Origin of the sequence: Parabacteroides sp. B2-S-102, assembly GCF_023656665.1 — a bacterium.
Taxonomy (GTDB): Bacteria; Bacteroidota; Bacteroidia; order Bacteroidales; family Tannerellaceae; genus Parabacteroides; species Parabacteroides distasonis.
In genome coordinates this window covers 1-21,488 of the sequence record NZ_JAMOKM010000024.1, presented here as the reverse complement: position 1 = coordinate 21,488, position 21,488 = coordinate 1, and the positions used below count along the sequence as shown (strand labels likewise).

General features: G+C 43.3%; 17 protein-coding genes. 3 read left to right on the top strand and 14 right to left on the bottom strand.

The window, feature by feature from the left end; genetic code table 11:
- Positions 1-127: 127 nt before the first annotated feature.
- Positions 128-1,015 carry a CPBP family intramembrane glutamic endopeptidase gene (locus NBH07_RS19900; protein ID WP_009017964.1) on the top strand — a complete coding sequence of 296 codons (888 nt, stop codon included), beginning with the start codon at positions 128-130 and terminating at the stop codon, positions 1,013-1,015.
- Here the strand turns inward: NBH07_RS19900 and lptB are convergent.
- Both lptB and NBH07_RS19890 read right to left on the bottom strand, forming a co-directional pair.
- Positions 1,010-1,762 (bottom strand): LPS export ABC transporter ATP-binding protein, encoded by a 753-nt coding sequence (gene lptB, locus NBH07_RS19895; RefSeq protein ID WP_008779931.1) that lies wholly within the window; start codon positions 1,760-1,762, stop codon positions 1,010-1,012. The genes NBH07_RS19900 and lptB overlap by 6 nt on opposite strands.
- Positions 1,763-1,846: 84 nt before the next feature.
- Positions 1,847-2,962: a glycoside hydrolase family 43 protein gene (locus NBH07_RS19890; protein WP_009017963.1), complete on the bottom strand. Its 1,116-nt coding sequence runs from the start codon at positions 2,960-2,962 to the stop codon at positions 1,847-1,849.
- A gap of 175 nt (positions 2,963-3,137) precedes the next feature.
- Between NBH07_RS19890 and NBH07_RS19885 the strand changes: the two genes are divergently transcribed.
- Entirely contained in the window at positions 3,138-3,884 is a 747-nt protein-coding gene (locus NBH07_RS19885; RefSeq protein WP_008773770.1) for an MlaE family ABC transporter permease, read from the top strand.
- Between the two features lie 2 nt (positions 3,885-3,886).
- Positions 3,887-4,657: an ABC transporter ATP-binding protein gene (locus NBH07_RS19880; protein ID WP_005853918.1), complete on the top strand. Its 771-nt coding sequence runs from the start codon at positions 3,887-3,889 to the stop codon at positions 4,655-4,657.
- Positions 4,658-4,771: 114 nt separating this feature from the next.
- On the opposite strand, the gene metK is transcribed toward NBH07_RS19880, so the two are convergent.
- From metK to NBH07_RS19820, 12 genes are all read right to left on the bottom strand, one after another.
- Positions 4,772-6,058: a methionine adenosyltransferase gene (gene metK / locus NBH07_RS19875; RefSeq protein ID WP_009017962.1), complete on the bottom strand. Its 1,287-nt coding sequence runs from the start codon at positions 6,056-6,058 to the stop codon at positions 4,772-4,774.
- A gap of 249 nt (positions 6,059-6,307) precedes the next feature.
- On the bottom strand, positions 6,308-6,502 hold the full coding sequence (locus tag NBH07_RS19870) for a hypothetical protein (protein ID WP_008778718.1): 195 nt from the start codon (positions 6,500-6,502) through the stop codon (positions 6,308-6,310).
- A 30-nt stretch (positions 6,503-6,532) separates the two neighbouring features.
- A complete protein-coding gene (folK, locus tag NBH07_RS19865) occupies positions 6,533-6,991 on the bottom strand; it encodes a 2-amino-4-hydroxy-6-hydroxymethyldihydropteridine diphosphokinase (protein WP_008779929.1) in 459 nt (152 codons plus the stop codon).
- 10 nt (positions 6,992-7,001) lie between these two features.
- Entirely contained in the window at positions 7,002-8,051 is a 1,050-nt protein-coding gene (gene queA, locus NBH07_RS19860) for a tRNA preQ1(34) S-adenosylmethionine ribosyltransferase-isomerase QueA (protein ID WP_005853911.1), read from the bottom strand.
- Between the two features lie 12 nt (positions 8,052-8,063).
- Positions 8,064-8,771: a tRNA pseudouridine(55) synthase TruB gene (gene truB, locus NBH07_RS19855; protein WP_008779928.1), complete on the bottom strand. Its 708-nt coding sequence runs from the start codon at positions 8,769-8,771 to the stop codon at positions 8,064-8,066.
- Between the two features lie 3 nt (positions 8,772-8,774).
- Positions 8,775-9,575: an undecaprenyl-diphosphate phosphatase gene (locus NBH07_RS19850; protein WP_008779927.1), complete on the bottom strand. Its 801-nt coding sequence runs from the start codon at positions 9,573-9,575 to the stop codon at positions 8,775-8,777.
- Positions 9,572-9,811: a DUF3098 domain-containing protein gene (locus tag NBH07_RS19845; RefSeq protein WP_009017961.1), complete on the bottom strand. Its 240-nt coding sequence runs from the start codon at positions 9,809-9,811 to the stop codon at positions 9,572-9,574. Before NBH07_RS19845 ends, NBH07_RS19850 begins: the two co-directional genes overlap by 4 nt.
- Before the next feature lie 27 nt (positions 9,812-9,838).
- On the bottom strand, positions 9,839-10,717 hold the full coding sequence (locus tag NBH07_RS19840) for a cell division protein FtsX (RefSeq protein WP_009017960.1): 879 nt from the start codon (positions 10,715-10,717) through the stop codon (positions 9,839-9,841).
- 167 nt (positions 10,718-10,884) lie between these two features.
- Positions 10,885-11,118 carry a PIN domain-containing protein gene (locus tag NBH07_RS19835; protein ID WP_229045791.1) on the bottom strand — a complete coding sequence of 78 codons (234 nt, stop codon included), beginning with the start codon at positions 11,116-11,118 and terminating at the stop codon, positions 10,885-10,887.
- 70 nt (positions 11,119-11,188) lie between these two features.
- Positions 11,189-11,341, bottom strand: coding sequence for a hypothetical protein (locus NBH07_RS19830; protein WP_008773777.1), 153 nt, complete (start codon positions 11,339-11,341; stop codon positions 11,189-11,191).
- Positions 11,342-11,518: 177 nt separating this feature from the next.
- Positions 11,519-16,864 (bottom strand): Ig-like domain-containing protein, encoded by a 5,346-nt coding sequence (locus NBH07_RS19825; protein ID WP_250833582.1) that lies wholly within the window; start codon positions 16,862-16,864, stop codon positions 11,519-11,521.
- A gap of 20 nt (positions 16,865-16,884) precedes the next feature.
- The gene (locus tag NBH07_RS19820) at positions 16,885-20,535 is read right to left on the bottom strand and encodes a DUF1565 domain-containing protein (RefSeq protein ID WP_250833581.1); all 3,651 of its coding nucleotides are present in this window, start codon (positions 20,533-20,535) and stop codon (positions 16,885-16,887) included.
- Positions 20,536-21,488 lie beyond the last annotated feature (953 nt).

The following is a 21,488-nucleotide window of genomic DNA, read 5'->3' as shown; positions in this document are numbered from 1 at the left end:
AATTAATAGTCGTATCGAATTTTAGGTCGCAAAATTAGACTTATTCTTTTAATCGTGCAAATTTTGATCTGTTTTTATTCTTTTGTTTATATTTGGCGGCAATTATTTACCCTTTGAATGAATCATTATGAGAATAAAAGGAATATATGCTACCCGTCCGGCGATAATCCAACTTTTGATCCTCTTGCTATTCTTATTGGCTGGAGCCGTTTTATCATCTATTATATCCACGGGCTTATTACTTGCGACCCACGGTTTACAGGCTGATATAACCCAAGACGCTAATTTAATGAGGCTCATTCAGTTCATCTCGGCGATCTGTACCTTTTTGCTACCATCTATCGCCATGGCTTGGATATGTAGTGACAATCCCCGCCATTATCTATCAGTCAAGAAAATCACAGACGGCAGGATCTGGATTCTCACCTTAGTTTGCGTGTTCTTATTTTCTCCGGTTATCAATTTGCTAGGATTGCTCAACAAGCAGATGGAGTTACCCGCGTTTATGGCTCCTATCGAGGAATGGATGCGGGCGCAAGAAACCCTCGCCGAACAACTGACGACGATCCTGTTATCCAGCGATAGCGTTTGGGTAATCCTAGCCAACCTTATCGTTATCGCCGTTACGGCCGGGATAACCGAGGAGTTCCTGTTCAGAGGAGCCTTGCAACGAGTGATCGGGAAATGGACCTCCAACCCTCATACGATCATATGGGTCGCCGCCATACTATTTAGCGCCTTCCATTTACAATTTTACGGATTCTTGCCCCGGATGATACTCGGAGCCTATTTCGGCTATCTACTCTATTGGAGCAAGAGCATCTGGATACCGGTGTTCGCCCACTTTGTCAATAATGCTTTCGCCGTAATAGGGATGTCGGACAGTCGTCTCAAAGATAACGAGTTTATCACAGGCGATATTCCCGCCGAGCATCTTTTGGACTTTTGTCTTATCGCCGCCTTATCTTTCCTGCTGTTCATACTGGTAAACAGGCGATTGAAACGGCTGCTATAAGTCTTTCTTACGCAGCACGAAGTCTTTTCCCAAATATTTCTCGCGCACGATCTCGTTCTCGGCTAGTTGTTCGGCGGTTCCTTGGAAAAGGACTTTTCCCTCGAACAGAAGATAGGCCCGGTCACAAATACTCAATGTCTCGTACACATTGTGGTCGGTAATCAAGATTCCGATATTCTTATGTTTCAAGCGAGCCACGATTGTCTGGATATCTTGTACGGCGATCGGGTCTACACCGGCGAAAGGCTCATCCAACATAATGAACTTCGGATCGATCGCCAGACAGCGGGCAATCTCCGCACGACGCCGTTCTCCACCCGAAAGCTGGTCTCCCAAGTTTTTACGAACCTTATTCAAACCGAACTCTGAAATCAAGCTTTCCAGTTTCTCTTTTTGGTACTCAATGCTACGTCCCGTCATCTCCAAGACCGAGCGGATATTATCTTCCACCGTCATTTTCCGGAAAATCGAAGCCTCTTGCGCCAGATAGCCAATGCCGTTGCGAGCCCGCTTATAGACCGGGAATTTCGTAATCTCCATGTCATTCAAGAAGATCTTACCCTCGTTAGGAGTGACCAAACCTACTGTCATATAAAAGGTGGTCGTCTTTCCCGCTCCGTTCGGACCAAGCAAACCAACGATCTCCCCCTGTTTCACGTTAATCGATACATGATTCACGACCGTACGAGTCCTATATTTCTTTACCAAGTCCTCCGTACGGAGCACCATTCGTTGTTCGTCTGACATAAGCTACTTAAAAATTTAACGCGAATGTACGTGATAATCCGCAGATCTACATCACATACATTCGCAAAAAAGCGATAAGAGAATTTAATAACTCCACTCAGATTGCCACTCGATCACGGGTTGCTCCCCCTCGAATCGGATAGGAAGCCAGATATAACGTCCGTCTATAGCGTTCTCCGGAGTCCAACGATCTCCCATATAAATAAAGCGATCCGCATGGCCGGGTACAGGCAATACGTACGTGCTCTGAGAATAAAACGACACCTCCGAGTTCTCTCCCCTAAACGGATTTTCCAATTCCTTCCAAGGTCCCCAAATCGAGGAAGCGACCGCCGATCGTCCCGCATTCGGAGCCCAGCCCGTACAGCCGGACATAATCAAATAATATTTCCCCTTCTGTTTGAACAAGGCTGGAGCTTCCATGAAACGCCCCGGGAAGAAACGGGCGTACTTACCGGAATAACTCGTATAATCATCGGTCAGCTGCGATATATGCAAGGTACTATTCTCTTCCGAGGAATAAATATGATAAGCGATGCCATCGTCATCCACGAAAAGGTTCATATCCCTAGCCATTTGTCCGGAGATTTGGTCACGCCCCAATAAATTCAAGCTATCCGGATGGGCTGGTAACTCTCCACCGCTAAAACGTAGATCTGCGGAAAGCGTACAAAGTTGCTTATGTAGTTCCTGTACATTAACCGGCCAAAAACCGGCATTCGGACGGAAAGCGTTTACGAACGAGTAAGGCCCCGCTACGTTTTTACTGACAGCCACTCCACTCAATGCTCCCGAATAGCCAGCACCTCTCGGCTCTAAATGAAACCACATTACATATTGATCATTCTTTTTATTATAAATCACTTTCGGACGCTCCAACACGCATCCCTTAGCAATATGGCTCGTCGTATCATCCGGCACGACCGATAAGGCGATTCCCTCGTCTTTCCAATTATATAAATCTTTCGACGAATAGCAATGAACGCCTACTTGAGCCAGATTTCCAGCCGAGCCCTCCGTTTTATGCTCACCAAACCAATAATAAGTATCCCCGACCCGTAGAATACCGCCACCATGAGCGTTTATATGTACCCCTTTATCATCCGGCCAAACTTCCCCCGGCTTAAAAGAAAGATCCTTCCGCTGGCAAGCCACACATAAACACAGCAAGCCGATCACTCCTAAAAGAATTCGCTTCATAAAAGTATTTTTTAGTATTTAAGAAAGCAAACATAGTTAAAAAAGAGGGATGTGGCAAACTTTAATACCATAGGATTTACAAATAAAACCAATCTTGTTTCTAAGATGTTATATGGTTATTAGTGGATTTTACGCTATCTTTGCAAATTGAAATCAGAAATTTATCAAGATAAAAATGAATAAAGCATTACACAGAATGGGTGAGTATACCCTACTGATGATGAAGAGTATAACACTTCCAGACCGGTGGAGTATGTTCTTTAAGCAATTGATCAAAGAGATATACAAGCTAGGCGTGGATTCTCTTTGGATTGTCATAATCATCTCGGTCTTTATCGGTACGGTTATCGCCATCCAGATCTCCTTGAATATCAGTTCCCCCTTGATTCCTAAGTTTACGATCGGCTATACCACCCGTGAGATTATCTTGCTGGAATTCTCTTCCTCTATCATGGCACTAATCCTAGCGGGTAAAGTAGGCAGTAATATCGCCTCCGAGATCGGAACCATGCGAGTCACCGAGCAGATAGACGCCATGGAAATCATGGGTGTTAATTCAGCCAACTTCCTGATCCTTCCGAAAATGCTCGGTTTGATGATCTTTATTCCGGTATTGGTTATCTTCAGTATGTTCACCGGTATCATGGGCGGCATATTCGCCAGTTACTCAACGAGTACGGGAATGACTCCTTCCTCGTTCGAGTACGGTTTGCAATTCTACTTCAACGAGTTTTACATTTGGTATTCTATTATCAAATCCGTAGTATATGCGTTCATCATCTCATCCATCGCCGCCTATTTTGGCTATAACGTAAAGGGAGGCGCCCTAGAGGTAGGTAAGGCAAGTACGAATGCCGTGGTCATGAGCAGTATCATGATTTTACTTGCCGACGTAATATTAACCCATTTAATGCTTACTTAAAAATGATCGAAGTTAAGAATATAACGAAGTCTTTCGATGGACGTGTCGTCTTGAAAGATATAAGTACGACGTTCGAGGATGGTAAGACGAATCTGATCATCGGACGAAGCGGTTCGGGTAAAACGGTAATGATCAAGAATATCATCGGGTTAATGAAACCTGATACCGGACAGATATTATACGACGGCAGAGACTTGATCACGATGAACAAGCATGAGTTAAATATGCTGCGTCGGGAAATGGGTATGTTGTTCCAAGGTTCCGCTTTATTCGACAGCATGACGGTAATGGAAAACGTAATGTTTCCTTTAGATATGTTCTCTAAAGACTCAACGAAAGAGCGCAGGAAACGTGCGGAATTCTGTTTGGAACGTGTAAACCTGTCCGAGGCTGGACATCTATATCCTTCCGAGATCAGTGGAGGTATGATGAAACGTGCCGCCATCGCAAGAGCGATCTCCCTAAATCCTAAATACCTGTTCTGCGATGAGCCGAACTCCGGACTAGACCCCAAGACTTCTCTATTGATCGATGATTTGATTCACGACATTACGGTGGAGTACAATATGACGACCGTTATCAATACCCACGACATGAACTCCGTGATGAATATTGGTGATAATATCATCTTTATTAAGGAAGGCGTGAAGGAATGGCAAGGAACAAAAGAGCAGGTAATCACCTCTAATAACCAAGCGTTGAACGATTTCATCTTTGCGTCCGACCTGTTCAGGAAAGTAAAAGAAGTAGAAATGCTCCAAGAGGAAGGGTAAGTTAACATACTTGGCAAAGTATCTTAACTTCATCGGCTAAGTATCTTAACTTAAATGGCTAAGTATCTTAACATACTTCGCCATTTAAGCCAGCTTACTTTTTCCACTTATTTTTTATAGACCAAACACGCCCTTGATCTTATCTGCATAATCCAATTTCTCCCATGTGAATAACTCCACATCACAAGTAACCGGCTTCTGCAAATAACGGGAAGAGAATGTCTTCGTCACCGTCTGGGGTTTGCGTCCCATATGGCCATAAGAAGCGGTCTCGAAATAAATCGGGTTACGCAATTTCAAACGCTCCTCGATCGCTTTCGGACGCATATCGAAGATATCCCAGATCTTCGCGGCGATCTCTCCGTCTGTCATATTCACCTTCGCACGGCCAAAAGTATTCACGAAAATATTCATCGGTTTAGCCACACCGATCGCATAAGACACCTGTACCAGCATCTCATCCGCCACACCGGCGGCAACCATATTCTTAGCGATATGACGAGCGGCATAAGCAGCCGAACGGTCTACCTTAGAAGGGTCCTTTCCAGAGAAAGCACCACCGCCATGAGCACCTTTGCCACCGTATGTATCCACGATGATCTTACGGCCGGTCAAACCGGTATCACCGTGAGGACCACCGATCACGAACTTACCGGTCGGGTTCACGTGATAAATGATATTATCATTAAACAAAACCTGTACATGAGCCGGATATTGAGCCTTCACACGAGGTATCAATATCTTCTTCACGTCTAAGGCGATCCTCTTTTGCATAGCCTCATCCGCTTCCTTCTGTGAAATACCTTTCGGACCGATAAACTCATCATGCTGCGTGGATACCACAATCGTATCGATACGCAACGGCTTACCGTTATCATCGTATTCAATCGTAACCTGACTCTTAGCGTCCGGACGCAAATAAGGCATCAAATCCGGTTCTTCCTTACGGATCTTCGCCAATTCCCATAATAAACTATGAGATAAGTCCAACGCCAAAGGCATATAATTCTCAGTCTCATTAGTAGCATAACCGAACATCATACCTTGGTCGCCGGCACCCTGCTCATAGGGATCCGCACGCTCTACGCCACGGTTGATGTCGCCACTCTGCTCATGGATAGAAGAGAACACACCACATGACTTCGCTTCAAACTGGTACTCGCTTTTCGTGTAACCAATCTTCTCGATCACGCCACGTGCCACTTCCTGCACATCCACATACGCACTTGATTTAACTTCTCCAGCCAAGACAACCTGTCCGGTTGTAACAAGGGTTTCGCAAGCAACTTTCGAATTCTTGTCATACGCCAAGAACTCATCCAGCAAAGCATCCGATATTTGATCGGCTACTTTATCGGGGTGCCCTTCAGACACCGATTCGGAGGTGAATAAATAACTCATCGTTTTAAATTGAAAATTGAGAATTGAAAATTGAGAATTAGGGGATAAACCACAGGTCGCAATTGACAATGCTCGTTAGTTATTAATCTATGACTGAATTGAACTTGGAAGGATTTTTCTGCCGGACGGCAACGAAAAGGATATGTTTTTAGCATTTTTTCCCGTGGTTGCAAGCAATACAAATCTATCCACGTCAATTCATTCGCAAAGATACGCAATAATTGAGAATTGAAAGTTGAAAATTGAAAATTATTTCTTCTTTTTGGAATTACGTAAGGCTTTTTTATATTTAAAACCGGCCTTCCATTTCGCTGAATCAGAGCCATGTGTCCCTTTCAAGAAATCAGAGAACTTGATTTTCTTACCATTCGAATCTTCCGCTTCGCCTTTCGCTTTCTTGAAGACGATCCCTTGCGTCATCGCTTTATTAATTTCTTTATTCATAACTCAAATCTCGTAGTTCATAATTAAAACTTATAATTCGGATAAAAGTTCACGCATCGTCTTGCCAAACACAGGATGTTTCACCAACGGAGCTACTTCTGCCAACGGTTCCATAACAAACGACCGTTTGTGCATCAGAGGGTGCGGTAGCGTCAGCCGCTCCGTATGCAGGATTTGCTCATCCACCATTAACAGATCGATATCGATGATACGGTCATGATACGCACCGTCACTTTTTTCGATACGTCCCATCTCGATCTCGATCAAACGGGTAGCGTCTAATAATTCCATAGGGGAAAGTTCCGTCGTCATAACGATCACGGCGTTCAAGAAAGTGTTGTCCGATTCAAATCCCCAAGGCTCCGTCTCATACATATCAGAAAGGGCAAGAACATCTCCCACCCTTTCAGCCAACAGCGCCGCCGCTGTCACCAAATTTCCTCGTTTATTACCTACGTTCGTACCTAATCCAAGGTAAGCTGTCGCCATAGAAACCGGATTAAAGGATTAGCATAGCGTCGCCGTAAGCACCGAAACGATATTTCTCTTTCAAAGCGATATCGTAAGCGTCCATGATCAACTCATAACCACCGAAAGAAGCTGTCATCATCAATAATGTAGACAACGGCATGTGGAAATTTGTCACCATGCTGGTAGCCACGCTGAAATCATACGGAGGGAAGATAAACTTATTCGTCCAGCCCTCGAACTCTTTCAGATGACCATCCGTACTTACGGCCGTCTCGATCGCACGCATCACGGAAGTTCCGACCGCACAAACCTTGTGCCCCTCATCCTTTCCCTTGTTCACGATATCCACTACATCGGCATTTACGACCATTTGCTCAGAATCCATTTTATGCTTTGTCAAATCTTCCACGTCGATCTCACGGAAATTACCCAAGCCCGAATGCAATGTCAAGAAAGCGAACTGGCAATCCTTGATCTCCAAACGTTTCATCAACTCACGGCTAAAATGCAATCCCGCAGCAGGAGCCACAACCGCACCTTCTTCCGCGGCGAAAATATTCTGATAACGATCCTCGTCTTCCGGTTCCACCTCACGTTCGATATACTTAGGCAGCGGAGTCTCGCCCAAGGCATACAAAGCCTTCTTAAACTCGTCGTGGTTCCCGTCATATAAGAAACGGAGCGTACGACCACGCGAAGTCGTATTATCAATTACCTCTGCGACCATGGAATCATCCTCGCCAAAGTATAACTTATTACCGATACGGATCTTACGAGCCGGATCCACCAATACGTCCCACAAACGTAAGTCCTCGTTCAGCTCGCGCAACAAGAACACCTCGATACGCGCCCCTGTTTTCTCCTTGTTACCGTACAAGCGAGCGGGGAAAACTTTCGTGTTATTAAAGATAAACACGTCACCTTTTCCATAATAGTCTAGAATATCCTTGAATTCGCGGTGCTCGATCTCACCCGTATCACGATGAACGACCATCAACCTCGACTCATCTCTGTTCTTCGCCGGATGTAAAGCGATTAATTCCGACGGTAAGTTAAATTTGAATTTCGAAAGCTTCATAATGCACTCTATTTATTTTTCTTCTTCTATTTTTACCACATTCTGCTCTAAGAAATCATCGATCTCCTCCGGAGACATACACATATCCAAGGTTACCTCTCCGATGCGAGTCCGTTCCAAGCCAATCAAATGAGCGCCGGAATCCAAGGCCTTCCCGATATCACGAGCCAACGCACGAATATAGGTACCTTTGCTACATACCACCCGTATCTTTATAACAGGCAAATCACACTCCAGCAACTCCAGTTCGTCTATAACCAATGTCTTGGATTTTAGTTCAACCTCCTCTCCTTTCCGAGCTAGCTCATAAGCACGCTTACCTTCCACCTTGCAAGCGGAGAACACCGGGGGAATCTGTTGGATCGTACCCACGAATGTCTTTAAAACCTCCTCCACGAGCTCACGGGTTATATGTTCCGTGGGATACACGGCGTCTATCTCTTTCTCCAAATCGAAAGACGGGGTAGTCTCTCCCAACTTCAACGTAGCGATATACTCCTTCGTCTGGTATTGAAACTCATCGATTCGCTTCGTAGCCCTTCCGGTACAAACGATCATCACACCTGTAGCCAAGGGATCCAGTGTCCCCGCATGTCCAACTTTAATCTTCTTTACCTTCAGTTTCCGACTTAGCTTATAGCGAAATTTGTTAACTAGGTCAAAAGAAGTCCACGTTAGCGGTTTATTAAAATATAAAATCTCTCCAGCTATAAAATCCATTCTTTATTTAAGTAATGTACAAGCAATTGTCACCAATCCCGCAATCGCACAATAGATAGCGAAATAAATCAGTTTCCCCTTTTTCACGATGTTGATCATCCATTTACAGGCCACGCAACCGGAAACAAAAGCGGCCATGAAACCTACCGCTAATGATAACGCAGGAATGTCCCCAGCCACATCTTCACCTTTCACCATCTTCATCACATCCAGCAACGCCTCTCCTAAGATCGGAGGAATTACCATCAAGAAAGAGAACTGGGCCAGTTTCGCCTTATTATTTCCCAATAACAAACCGGTAGCGATCGTTGATCCGGAACGAGACAAACCCGGCATCACGGCGCAAGCCTGAGCCAGACCGATAATAAAAGCGTCTTTCATCGAGATCGACTCTTTCTGGCGTGGTTTGGCATAATACGAAAATGCCAGCAAAGCCGCCGTCAATAGCAGCATACAACCAACGACCAATAAACCCGATCCAAAGATTTGTTCTACCGTATCTTTAAAGAATACCCCAACGATCCCGATCGGAATCATGGAAATCAAGATATTGATCACATACTTCGTCTCTGCGTTCATCTGAAATTTAAATAAACCACGGAATATCCAATCGATTTCCTTCCATAAAACCACTAACGTACTGAATACGGTCGCCACATGCACGACGATCGTAAACGCAAGATTCTCCTCTCCCTCTATACCAAACAAAGCTGAGCCAATCGCTAAATGACCGCTACTGCTCACCGGCAGATATTCGGTCAATCCCTGTACGATACCCAGTATCAAGGCCTCAAACCAACTCATTCTGTTACTTCTTTATCTTTGCTATTCTTCAAGATTCCAAAAATCATCATCACGAAACCGATAACCGTAACCACCGGAGCTACCACGATACGGCGGGCGCTGAATATATCGGGATTGAACGTATTATCCCCGGAACCTCCACCACTCATCAATATGAAACCAAGCACGATGCAGGCAACCGCTACCGCAATCAGTATAAAATTCTCTTTTCCGAAAGCAAAATCTCTTCTAGCCATCTTTCTCAACTCTTTATTATTCGTACATTAAATATAATACAACTTATCGACCCCCATCCGCAAATATTTATTCACGGCAAAAATGGTTGCGATCACGGACAAGACAATACCTAAAGCAAACACTGCCACATAAACCAATAATAATGTTTGCATATCCAATATCTGGATAAAACCTTTCAATTCATTTTGCAAATAATATAACGCTCCGGTTAGCATCAATATTGCCAAGATAGAGGCGAAAATGCCACTTACTATGTTATATTTCACAAAAGGCCTACGTATAAAGCCGGAAGTAGCCCCCACTAGCTTCATCGTATGAATCAAGAATCGTTTGGAATAAATCAACAGGCGAATCGTATTACTGATCAACACGAACGAGATAATCATCAGTACCGCCGCCAAGGTAAGCAGGATCAAGCCCAACCGCTTCATATTATTATGGACTATCTCCATCATATCCTTTCGGTAAAGCAGCTCCGAGACCGACGTATAGTTTCTAATCTTCTTCTCTATCACTTGGAGGCTATCGGGGTTGGCGTACTCCGAATGCAGTTTCACCTCAATCGAGGCCTGTAAAGGGTTAAAGCCTAAGAAGGTTTCCGGATTCTCGCCCAGTTCTTCTTCCAACTCTTTCGCAGCTTGCTCTTTCGATATATACTCGGTTGATTTTATAAAAGGAAGAGCATCCAAGCTCTTCTGCATTTTCTTTATCTCAGTTTCTTTTTGGTTATCTTTCAGCACGATGGAGAAAGATAAGTTCTCTTTCACATAAACGGAGAGTTTATTACCCAACATCCCTATCAATAGAATGAGTCCTAGCAAGAATAGTACCAAGGAGATACTAATAACAGACGTAAGCCGGGAGTTAAAGAAAGAAACAGAACTAACTTTTTTATTTTCAGCCATCAGACTCTCACTTATTAACGTTAAATAAATTAAGGAGATGCGTACAGAGAACACACCTCCCAATTTTCTTGCAAAAGAACGAATAAAATAAGTAAGCCGAAAGGGTTTTAGAATATTTAACCTCTACAACTCTAACAAAGGCTATTCGTACATATACAATATGTAGATTATTTCTGATTGAATACCAAGTCCAGCCCTTGACTTCTATAGAATCCGAAACGGGTATCACTTGATATAAGCGGTAGATGTTCCGTTATGGCATGCGCAATAATTACGTGGTCTGAGGGATCTTTGTGTCCCTGCGCCTCATTGATCTCCATATGCGCATACGTTTGCATATGTTCTTTTTTCAATGGCAATATTTTCACATGTTTCCGGTTCTTGGATAATAGCTGCGACATCTTTACTTAAGCATTCCACATCCGTAGATAAATAAACGAAAATATTGGTATCTATAAGATATCTCATGCCTTACAATAAGAATTGAGGATCATTTACAATCAAAGATCCTTTAAGCCTCATTGCTGCTTCCCATGTCTTACTTACCTTTCTTTTTCCAGTCTTCGCCACAGTTGTTTTAGTTTTGGCATTTTCTTCCTTTTTCTTTTCTTCATTTTTTTCCATAAGGCTTTCTGTTTTAATTTTCTATGATACAAAGATAACGTTTTATTTAATTATATCAGAACAAAAACAGATAAAGTAAAGCTTATAGGATAAAAAAGAAGACCGCCGGAACTGAGTATTCCTAGCGGCCTTCCCCAACATTAAAGACTCAAGGGTTAGTTTCTTAAAATAAGGTTGTTAGCGAACGTTCACTTTCACTGTTATACGCTTACCATTCTCGTTGATCTCTATCAGATAGATTCCTGTCGATACCGGGATGCGGGTAGTTCCGATAATTGAGTCGCCATACAGGCTAACTCCAGTCACCGCTATGATACGGATCGAGATTGGACGGGCCGGATGAACGGTTATCGCACCTCGCTCGCAATAGATTTGATGATCGTTGATGATTTGCTCGATACCTACCGTGCCGGAGACAGTTACCACACAAGACGCCGTCTTGTTTCCATCATCGGTAGCCACAGTAATCTTGCAGGTACCGATCTTCAGCGCGGTAACGACACCATCCGCGTCAACAGTAGCCACCGTCTCGTCGCTGCTGCTCCAAGAGACGGTTTTCATCGTGGCGTTATTAGGGGTAACTTTCGCTTGCAAGGCAAAAGATTCACCTACGGCCAATGCCTTGGACGTGATATTCAAGGAAACTCCCGTAACAGCCACATCTGTTCCCGGAGGTGTAGAAACCGGCTTGAACTCTGCCATAATAGCCAAGGACTTATCGACTTCAATCTCTACAGGCGAAGTCGTATACTTCTCTTCGCCTATTTGAATAACGGCCAATTCATAATCCGGATTGGCTTCCGCCTCAATGGTTAGCTTAGTCGCTTTCGCCACAGCGGTTCCACTCGTTATCTCGGTCTTCTCACCCTCACCCTTCAACATATAGACTTTCAAAGAACCATTTTCCGGTTGAGCGAACGTGACAACTAACGCATCCGAACTTTTCACCGTAACCTCCGCTTCCGTAGTCGCATCCTCATAATTCGGATCATACGACGTGAAGATCACTTCCTTTTTCTGGCTATTGCCGGGTTTCAATATAGCTGACGCGTCAGCCCATTCAAATTTACCGGATATGGTAGTCCCATCGGCACCTTTCGCAACACCACCGGATAATAGGGATTCCGACAAGGACTGACCTTCCGTGATCGTAGATGCGGTAGGAGCCACTACCTTTACGACCTTCGCTTTCTTTATCACTAATTTCTTGGTTGCCTCGAAAGATCGCCAGTTCTCATCCCCGGTACGTGTTACAGTCACAAGATAAGTACCTGCGTTCAATGGAGTAGCAACCGATCCATCCGTATTTGAATATTTAATATTTACATCTGTCGGATAACTACCGCTCAAAATGTCTTTCAATTCCACAAGCCTTACGGAACCATTATAAACAAACTCCAAATCTGAAGGATTCGCCGTTATTTTAGGTTTATCCACAAAATTCGGGGTGTATGTCGCATCAGCCGCCAAAGTAACCGTTATCTCTGGGTTCTTTCTATCGGCGCTTGAGACATTATCACTCCAAGAATCAAAACGCTGATTCTCGCTAGGAGCTACCGCTCGCAACTTTAAAACCGTATTCTCCGGAACTTCCGAATAATCGCTAATAACCAAGCCTCCATTCGTAACCTCCGTATTTGAGGTACTTAAAGAAAACGTTTTTACTTCACCAACCGGCATTGAATAATCTACCGATTCATAATTACTCTTGTCAAGTGGGGTAAAGCGCAGAATATTTACCTGATCCTTTGTCGGGATTCCGGTCACGTTCGCACGAAGCGCCGATTTTTGTGTAGAAGGATTCCATTCCACATCCTCGAAGTCTTGAGTAAGTTTAGCATCAACCTTTTCATAATTATCCCCTCCTATAGTCGGTACTTCCAGCAATGCCATACCAGCCTTCTTGATAATCAGCTCAGCAGTTACATCCACGGCTTTAAATAAATCATCCTCGCCACGGGTAATCCGAACTTTATAAGTTCCGGCCGATTTAGGATTCTCTGTCATTTCTACCCCACTCCGGGAATATGCGACCTTAAAGTCCAAACCGGAATAGCCCGTAATCTTAACCTCGAAATTCCGGTATTGCTTATTATAGACTACCGTTTGCGTCGTCTTATCAATCAGCGAGGCCAAATCTTTCTTCTCCACATAATTAGCGGTAACAACCATAGGGCCGGAAACGGTGAATACATCTCCATCCTTGATCTCGGAAGAGTTCACCATCATATTCATAAAACGATATCCCGTTTCCGTCTCAACAGAAGCGGTCAATTGAGTCATATAAGGAACCTTAGAACCGGAAGCCACCTCTTTACCGGCCTTATCTTTCAATACGACTTTACCCGCATTAGGGATATTCAACGCCGAGGTTATTTGATATTTCACCAATTGGAAACTTGCGCTCACCGTAACATCTCCGGTCCCAACCATAAATGAGCCATCAGCCTCATTATAATTCGCGCCTTCCACTTTCACGGATGCCAGCTCATAGCCATAATCCGCATTTCCTATCACCTTCACTTTCACACCTTCAGAGATAGCCTCACCGGGAGTAACAGGCGCCTTCGTATCCACCTCGATCAGATTAACGCTACCATTCTTCAACTCCCCAACCTTGACCAAATGTTTATCCGGTTCTTTTTGCAGGAAATCGGCCGATATATCAGCGGCTTGTGTCAAAGTATAAGAACCGTTATTCACCAAAGCCCCGTTCACCTTCACGGACTGAACCATATAGCCCGCATCCGGAGTCGCCGTGATAGTCAATAAGGTCCCCTGTAAAAATTCAGCATCATTCTTTACCTCCACGCCATTCGCGAAGACCTTCAAGGAACCATTCATCGGATCCGTAAACGTCACGCCATAAAGAACCGGATCGAAACGGGCTACGATATCCAAGTTCGCATTCGCTTGCAACTCCCGTGTAGCCGAAGTATTCCCATCACTCCAACCGGCAAACCGGTAATTCTTATCCGCGACGGCTGTCGCTTTCAAAACCGAGCCTCTCGCGTATTTATCATTTGCGGTACGCCCCTCCAAGATGACAGTACCGAAATTACTGGCGGTAACATTCATAGAATAAACAGGAATTACGTTCAAGGTTATAAACGTATCTTTAGCCGCATAGTGAACAGGATCATTCGGTTCGAATATCAAGTCGTACTTTTTCTTATCCGGAGAAGCGATCTCGTTCGGAGCTTTCCAGATAAATGATCCGGAAGAAGTACCATCGATCAAGGTACACGCCGATAAAGCCTGTCCTTCCTCAATACGACCCGGAGTAGGTAACACCAAACTCTCCACCTCTTTCTTACTCTCCACCACTAACGTAACCGTATCAGAGAGGCTACGGTATGTCAAGTCCTCCGCACGGCTCAAACGGGCCTTATAAGAACCCACGGCCAGCGTGGAAGGCAATGTCGTAACCCAAGCCGTACCGCTCAATTGATATTCGATCTTGATATCCTCTACAGCGCTTGTTACCGTGACTGGCTTGATGGAGCCGACCGTCTGGACAAGGTTGTTAGCCACGAACCTCACCGTATCCTTGGAGACGAACGCAAAGGTATAGCTATCGCCACTCGTCAGACTAGGAGTCGTGTACGTGTAAGAGGTATTTCCATTGGCATACGTTCCCTTGATCTTCGAGATATCCACGTCCGAAGAGCCTTGCTTAATAGCCCCTAGCCTATAGTTGGCATTCGATACGATCGAGAAAATGACGGGCTTACCGTAAGCGATCTCACCACCGCTCATGATGTCCTTGTTGTCCATCTTGGCAGTAACCGTACCCTGTCCACCATCGACAGCGTAAGCCAAGGTATTGGCATTACGGATCGTAAACGTTTTAGAGGAATCCTCTAACGCGGCATACTCCATGGTCTCCGGACTAAATAAGACGATCTTATAAGCTCCGACTATCTGCGGTAACGTGGAAGTCTCCGAACCATCGGCCGTACGATATCGAACCGCTTGTCCCGCTATTTCCGGCGTAAACTTAATAACCGGCAAATTCTTCCCGGCCACGATCTCGTCTTTTGTCGCCGAAGAACCTGTTACACTCACGGAAATCGTTTTCTTCGCGGCGAAACCTACTGACAAGGTCGTAGAGGCGGTTAACGAGGCGGTCGTATAGGTATAAGAGATGGTGTTATCCTTATTAAGCGCGCCTTTTGGCAAGGCTGATACCGCGGTTCCATTCACAACAATCTTATTCAATAGAAATCCGGGGTTAGCGATAATTGTAAATATGGCAGGTTGCCCGTTAATGATCTCGCTACCGCTTGCCATGTCCGTAGAGCCCATCTTGGCGGTAACCGTACCTTGTCCGGCCGTTTCCACGTTATAATTTAATACATTCGCTTTAGATACCGTGAACTTCATGTTCTCATCCTTCAAGGCGGCATATTCCGCAGTCTCGGGACTGGTCGCGACGATCGTGTAAACACCATCCGCCGCAGGAAGTTTATCGGATAAAGCTCCGGAAGCGTTCTTATATTGAACCTTCTGCCCCGCTATCGTATTGGGGGTAAATGTGATAACCGGAAGATTCTTACCAGCCAAAACCTCATCCTTCGTGGCAGATAATGGATTGGCTGTTACAGATACGGTTTTCTTCGCGGCAAATCGCACGTCAATAACCGTAGAAGCGGTCAACGCCGATGTCGTATAATCCGCGTAGGAAGTCTCATTCGTAGATGAATTAAAAGTTCCTTTCGGCAAAGTCACCTCCTTATTATCTACGGTAAGTCCGCTCAACACATAACCGGGCTTGGAGGTAATCTTCAATACGGCTGGCTTATTGTAAGCGATCTCACCACCATTAGCGATAGTGGAGCCATCCATAGAAGCGGTTACAGATCCTTGCGCCTCCTTAAACGAGTAGGAAAGCGTATGGGGCAGTTGTACCTTGAATAGAATCTCCTTGTTTATGGCGGCTTGCGTATCAGTCTCCGACTTGGTTACGACAACATAATAAAGTCCAGCCTTTTCGGGTAGCTCATCCGTCAAAGCAGCAGAGCCATCCTCCCTGTATTGTACTTTATACCCCGTAATAACCGGGTCAAAAGTAACCTTGGGCAAATTCACCTTCGCTCTTATCTCATCCAAGGTGGCATACTCAGGAAAGATCGTGACCGTCACCTGCTCTTTCGCCTTGAACACCGCCTTGATTTCCGTACTACCGGTTAAAGCGGTGGAAGTATAGGAATAAGTGGTCGTATTATCATTTTGAAAAGTACCGCTCGGCAACGTGCCAATAGTAGCCGTATTCATCGTTATATCCGACAGGACATATCCGGGCTTCGCCGTGATCGTGAAAACGGGTTTACTATTATATGCCACCTTGGAACCTGTGGCTACCGTACTGGTTATGGTTCCTTGATCCGTATTCGCCGAGCTATAATTCAATGTCACCTTGAACGTCGGAAGATCCGGGGCGGAACGTAAATCTGAATCTTGCGCATGTACCTGTGCCATCGCGATGACAGCAAGGAATATCGCTAATATACTCTTTTTCATGTTTATCTTTGTTTTAATCGTTATTTAACCCTTACTAATTGACCGTTCACGGCATAGATGCCCGAAGGAACCATGATCCGCTGTCCGTCCGTAACCTCGCCACGATAAGCGACCTTGCCATTCATTCCGATGATCACCACGTCCATAGGCTCCGGCGTGTGGATCACGATAGCGCCACGATCGGTAGTCACGTAATAACCATCTACCGGCTCGATCGTCTGGTTACCCGTAACCACGCCATCGCCGATACGTAAAGAGCGAAGCGTACTCAATGTCTTGGCGTCTGTCAAGACAAAGCTTTGGAAAGGCTTGATCTCCGGATTTGCCTCTTGCTCGAAAGAGGTTCCATCCGTTGTCAATATATAAGCAGATTGTTTCAAGGTAATCGTAAATGTATTCGGATTCGAGCACATCAAGAAAGTACCTGTTTCAGTTGGAGCGGCAGGTTCTTCCAAAGTCTTGAATTCAAAAGCTCCTTCAGAAGAGATCGTATAGGTATCGCCATTAGCCGCCCATAATCCGGCTGCGCCAAAGTTGTCGGTCTTCACCTCAAATATAGGAGTCTTATTATTCTTCAGATCCGCAAACCAAATACCATTATCAGCTTCTTGAGCGCTTGGTGCTGATACGGATGCACCTTTCGAGTCTTTTACTTCCAGAGACGTAAACGGTACACCTAGCGCTTTCCAGTTATTACCGGATAATTTTGGAGCGAAACGAAGTACCTTAGCGGTTACCTTTTGGTTGACATCCGTAAGCGCAGATCGCAATTGGGCACCTTCTTCCATTGTAACGGTATCTAAAACCATTGGAGTAGAGAGGGTCAGAGTCGCTCCATCCAATACATTCACCTTCCTTTCCGAATAAGGAGTGGCCCACGTAGTATCATTTTTTATTTCAATAGCTACCGCATAATCTTTTATAGAAAAAGACTCCTCACCTTGGTTTAGCCAATAAACCCTTTTATAAGGATTGGCGATAGCATACGTTTTAGCCGCACTTTCCTTTGCCACCAAACAACCGTCCTTACAATCAAAAATCACACTATCCGGAATAACATAAGGTTCCCAAATGGCAGGCGTTGTACCTTGATCAGAGGGAACAGTAGGGGCTTTAAAGAAGGTATATTCCGCCGCATTTAAAGCATCAAGCGTTTCTGCTATAGTCGTATCAGGAATCATTATTATATCTCCCGCATAGGCAATGCCTTCATGGTAATATGTATCCTCACTCAATTCTCCAAAATCGATCGATGTTACGACAGAGACCGCTGCATTCCTAAATGAACCATCAGGTTTATTAATAATCACACAAGGCTTCCCGTTTTGGTCTTGAAATTGCACATCAGTGCCTTCCACCATGATTACATTATTATATTCATCAGGATTCATACCATAACCCACTATAGTTGGATTCTTTATGTTATCAGTAGTTGAGACAATTGTTTTTCCTTTCAATATAATCTTATTATCACAAGGAGTAGGAGTAAAACTACCATTTATTTTAATCGGAGTCATTGCCATTGTCTCTTGTTCATCAAACTTATTCCCGATATAAGAATCTTCAATCACAATCTCGTTATTGGAAGCTCCCACTGTAGAATTATTTGTTGATATCGCTATAGCCGCAAAACTATCGGAAACACCCTTATTTTTTGTCTTACCAGTTAAGGTACTCCCTCCCGAAACATGAACGTTCATATCTGAGGTCTCATACAAATAGAGAGCACCATATCCTACGATGTTCGATTTATTCTTTATTGTCAATTTTTGATCGCCGGCGTTATTAGCATAAATACAATAATGGTTATTTAGCAAGATTGTCGTACTATCTACCGTCACTGGCGTTTTTTTATGGTGAATATATACACCAAATTGATTCGAACCGTTCACCTGTCCCTCAATCTTTGTATTAACAAGAGAGACATCCGTCAGTTCTCCATCAATAACAACTCCAGATTGTGCGTTAGCCGCCAAATTTATTGTAGTATTTTCAACACGTACAGTCCCCTTTGCCGTTGCTCCCAGAAGAATCGCATTTTGTAATGCTTCCGCTGGATTTGAGTTCTTACGATCACCATAGCCTTGTGTATTATTATTCATAATACAATTATCTATCAACAAATCCGCATTACCGGTTACCTCTATAATTGGAGTACATTTTCCAGAGGTAACTTTCGTTGGCGTATAATCGATACTCAATCCTTTTATTTTAACATCGGTAGCAGTATTATTGGCAGAGCCATTAACCAAGATCGCACCTTCTATAATTGTTTTATCTTTACCCGCACCTATAAGTCCTTGAGATCTATCCAATGTCAATGTCTGAGGTAAAGTATAAGTACCTATTGGTAGAATAATATTATCATTCTCAAAAGCCGAGGTCAAGCAACTCTTAAATGCCGTCGTATCCAATGCCATACGAACCGTATCACCTTGTGCCGAACGAATTACAATGGCTTCACAGATTTCATTACCCGATGCATCTACCGTCCTAAACTTTACTGATTGATCAGCCAATACTCTATTTAAGTAATTAGAATCATCAGAAATGAAAGCCGAATTATTATCTTGGCGCATCAAGCTAACTATAGTATTACCTCTCAATTCTACATAGCAATTATTTGCATGAGAATCTTCAATATATGTATTCTCCGCAAAACTTATGGGAGTCATCGGAGATATAGTTTGATCTTTAACGGAAGTCTGTATTTCCGAATCCGTAATCACATATCGCACATTCATCGTCGCTTGTATAGGCAATGTAGAGAAACCATTACTAGGGCCTGTCATCTCACTATAACCTACTAACTTCGAAGAAGAGACATTAACCACAGAGTTATCACATACCGCATTAGCATAAATAGCACACCAACCTTTAATAAGTGATTCATCTTTTATATTTATAGTCTGATTCGGGCCTAAGATATATATTGGATAATAAAATTTACCTAATTCTATCGTCGATTTACTTATATCTACGTTCATACCGTCACAATGCACATCAATACCAAATATGCCTGATCGTGGATATTCATTAACTGTAATCGAGGAATGATCAATCGTCAATTGGCTTACCGCACCATTGCAGGAAATACCACTTTGATTATCCGCTGCCATCATAATCGAAGAATTAATCAAATGAATCTCTCCACCCAGAGCCGTGGAATCAGATTGGATAGAGATACCCATCTTTTTATATACACCTTCACCATAACCAACGTACCATCCTTTTGCGTTATTAATCAAAGCACATCCTCTTAACGATAAAACCGCACTTTGATCCTTCATTAAAATCAGAGGTACAGGTTTCGTGGGGCTACTATAAACTTTTGCCTCATTCGTCAACTGAACATTTTGGAAAGAAACGTTCTTTTGCGTACCCGCTGAAATAACGAGATACCCTTTGAGAACTGATTTATCTTTTCCTTCTCCAACAATAGTTAACGCTTTAGGGATTGTTGATGAAACTGGAAAAGTTCCCTCTGCCAAATGAATGGTAGCCCCATCCGTGGCTTTTTCAATCGCTTTCGCAATTGTAGCCAGAGGAGTGTCCGAACCACCTACAGCATCATCAGAACCACTAGAGCTGACATACAAATCCGTCTGCCCCCACCCTACACTTGTCGCCACCATAAACAAGGCGAACAAGAAAAGTAATCTTCTTTTCATACGATTAATTTTTCAAGTTAGTAATATTCAATTATTTAAAAACATTTACCCTATATTACAAATTCTGTAGTAATCGACCCTTCAGTTTTCTCACAATCATCATTTACAGGTGGTTAAGCAGAATCATCGGTTACAAAACGACTAGTCTAAACGATCATTTTATTCTGGCGTTTTATTGAATTCAACGCATAAGCGTCCATATTTACGTTTATGCGTTGATAATCAATTTTTAAAAGTTTCTCTGGATTTTGTTTTATTCAAAAATATAGCCTATCTTTAACGCCTAGAATAAACGATCGTTTAGACTAGGCGTTTTTATCTATTACAGAATACTTATAGATCAAATATTTTTACGTAAACAAAATTTTCTACCATAAAAACTTTATATCATCACAAGCTATAAGATTCTCTTCTTAAAGCATGTGGAATAGCATAACTAACCAAATATCAGACTGCAACTATACATAATGAAGATAAAAGGAATTCTACAATATTGATTTTATGAAAACATCTACAATATCTACCACTACGCCATGTATGCTTTATAAATCAAATCATTACCTATAGGTTGTAGATAGCCTGACATCTACAATTATCATTCAACATCTACCACTTATACTTAACATTGATACTTTTTCTTTGCATTGGATGAGAATACGTGTTATTTTTGAAAGACATGAGCAAAGCGATAGGGTTAATAAGAGTTTCCCTTAGGGGAACAAATAGTTTCTTCTAGGGAAAACAAAAGTTTCGTAAGCACAAAACAAAAGTTTTCCGCTATGATAACTTTTGTTTTATGCCTAAAAAACTATAAATACCTATTATTCAATATGTCTTTTCCTGATTTATCTAGACACTTTTTTTGTTTATAAACGTAATCAGTAGACAGTAGTTATAAAGTAATACTGATATAGTAGTCACTTCTTTTAACTTCATACTGATAACATAGACAC